This window comes from Methanospirillum sp. (assembly GCF_028679455.1).
Lineage (GTDB): Archaea > Halobacteriota > Methanomicrobia > Methanomicrobiales > Methanospirillaceae > Methanospirillum.
On the sequence record NZ_JAJRBM010000346.1, the window covers coordinates 1 to 2591 of the forward strand.

Consider the following 2591-nt stretch of genomic DNA (forward strand, 5'->3'; position numbering starts at 1 on the left):
AGTCAGGATATGGCAGACCGGCAGTTCTTTGATCATATCAATCCAACAGGAGAAAGCCCGATTGACAGGGCAGCCCGTCACCATTATAATCAACTCAGAACTCTGCCAAACGGACAGAAATTCTATGGTATCAGTGAAAATATTGTGAAGATCCCTATCGGCGACGTATACCAGTTCGGGGATATCAACCCTGATAATCCGGACCAGGTTGCTTCTGTAACCATTCAATCATTTATGAATAGTATATCTCACAAAACAACCCTGCTTCTGCCAGAATTTGAAGTAATCGGCCTTGGCACATCATTTGATGGGACAAGTTATTATGTCACTCAGAATTTCTTCTAAGCGGGGAATGAGATATCAATTGAAAAAAGTGGTTTCCGGGTTTATACCTTAAACCGGTGAATCTCTGTTTTTAGCTGACTGGTGAGATCACCAACTTCCATGATGGCGCTGTTAATCTCTTCAACCGATGCACTGACCTGCTCTGCAAGCGTTGAGAGTTCTTCTACCTGTTTCAGATTCTCACCGGTCAGTTTAAGGCCTTCATGTGCAGTATTCACTACCGAGGTGGAGATGTTGGCCTGATCTTCAATTGCTCTTACAATCTCCTGCATGTCCCTGGTAACTTCTGAAGCTCCGTTCACCATCTGATTGAGTGACTCTATCGTCTTGGTTACACTCTCAACTCCGTGAGCGATCTCAGAGTGAGAAGACCGGATGGCAGTAGATGTCTTCTCACTACTCCGCTGGATGGCATTAATAACATCAGAAATGTGATCCGTTGCTTTGCGGGCATCAGCGGCAAGGTTCTTCACCTCACCTGCTACCACTGCAAATCCCCGACCCGCATCTCCGGCCCTGGCTGCCTCTATTGCCGCATTCAGGGAGAGCAGATTGATCTGTCCCGCGATATCATTGATCATCTTAACAATCTTATTGATCTCACGGATCTGGCTATTGAGTTCTTCAATATCCTCAACACTCTCCTGAGCGATCTGTTTTACCACATCCATCCGATCATTCGCTTCATTTCCAAGGGCCTGCGCTTCACTTCCCCGTACCGTTACATCCTGGGCATGCTTGAGAATCTCCTGGGATGTACTGGTGATCTCCTCATTTGATGCAGAGAGTGTAGAGATCTGATCGGTAATATCCTCAATATGGGCGATAAGATCCTTGCCGGTTTCAGCAGACTGCTGGACGGTTTGAACCACCTGCATTGCCGCTTGTGCAATGGACTCAGAACCCTTGCTAATCTCCTGCATGGTATCAGATACTTCCCCGGAAACCCGGTTCACTTCCTGAAGAGCATTACGGAGAGCACCCACCGTCTTTATGGCATCGTTTTTAACAACACCAAGAGGATCATCCTCTCTGACCGCTATCGATGCAGTCAGATCTCCAGCTGATACCTTTTCAAAAGCACCTGCAAGATCCTGAGCACTTGCATCCAATGCTGATGAGTGGTCTTTTGCTTCCTGGATCATCCGCTGGATCTCTTTCTCTTTCCCGATCTCATCGGTACGATCCTTATAGGTGGACATTACGCTGGAAACTTTGTCATGTTTGTCCAGCAGCGGGATGATGTCCTGTTCAATATGGTGTATCCCTGCAGGAAACTCAACTATCAGATTCCCTGTTACTGCTTTTTTTGTTTTCACCGCTTCTTTCAGGCCCATCCCGGACTTTTCGATTATTTTAAAATCATGGGCTTTCATCGCAAGAAGTTGAGTCTCGGTGAACCCGCTCATCTGCAGGAATGATTCATTAACCTTGAGAATGCGAAGATTTAGATCCATCAGAAGGAGCGGGAGCGGATTCTGATTAATCATCGTCATCTCCTGCTGCTGGAGTTCACGGATAGTCTCCATCTGATCTTTCATCTCCCGTTCTACCCGTTTCCGCTCTGTAATGTCACGGAACGTTGCCTGGGTTCGTTGTCCTTCAGGAAGGTCCAGAACTTTCAGGGTGACTTCGGCATCAAAGGAAGTACCGTCACCGCGATTGAGAACAATTTCAAAGTTTTGTGGAATGCCGTTGAGTGCTTCATCATGCCGTTTCCTGAAAAAACTCATCGAGTCAGTTTCATCCGGTTGCGCGGGAGGGGCAAGATCACGGAGGTTTTTTCCGAGGATATCCTCACCACGAATACCAAATATTTCCGAGGTCGTGGTGTTGCATTCGAGGAGAATTTCCTTGTCAAAAAGGGTAATGGCATCATATGCCGCATCAATCATGGCCCGGTATTTTCGTGCCTCTGCCTCACGAAGCTGATCATTCTCCCTGCTCTTTTTCCGGTTTTCTGACTCACGTATTTCGCGTTGGATAACCGGGATAAGTGGTTTCAGATTTCCTTTAAAAATATAATCATGAGCACCACTCTTCATGAGCGAGACAGCAGTATCCTCACCGATCTCACCTGAAATAACAATAAATGGAATGTCAAGGGATCTTTTTGTAAATTCCTGCAGAACATCAAGCCCGTTAAAACCTGGAAGAGCATAATCACAGAGGACCACATCCCATTCTTTGGTATCTAACGCTTCACGAACGGATTGCAGCGTATCTAACCTCAGAAGATCTGTTGA

2 protein-coding genes are annotated in these 2591 nt (G+C 46.4%); one reads left to right on the forward strand and one right to left on the reverse strand.

Features of this window, described 5'->3' with window-relative positions:
• Window positions 1-345: CAP domain-containing protein (locus LUQ50_RS11815; RefSeq protein ID WP_300040037.1), on the forward strand; the 345-nt coding region annotated here is incomplete at its 5' end.
• 41 nt (window positions 346-386) lie between these two features.
• On the opposite strand, the gene LUQ50_RS11820 is transcribed toward LUQ50_RS11815, so the two are convergent.
• The coding region (locus LUQ50_RS11820) for a methyl-accepting chemotaxis protein (protein ID WP_300040038.1) at window positions 387-2591 on the reverse strand (2205 nt) is incomplete at its 5' end.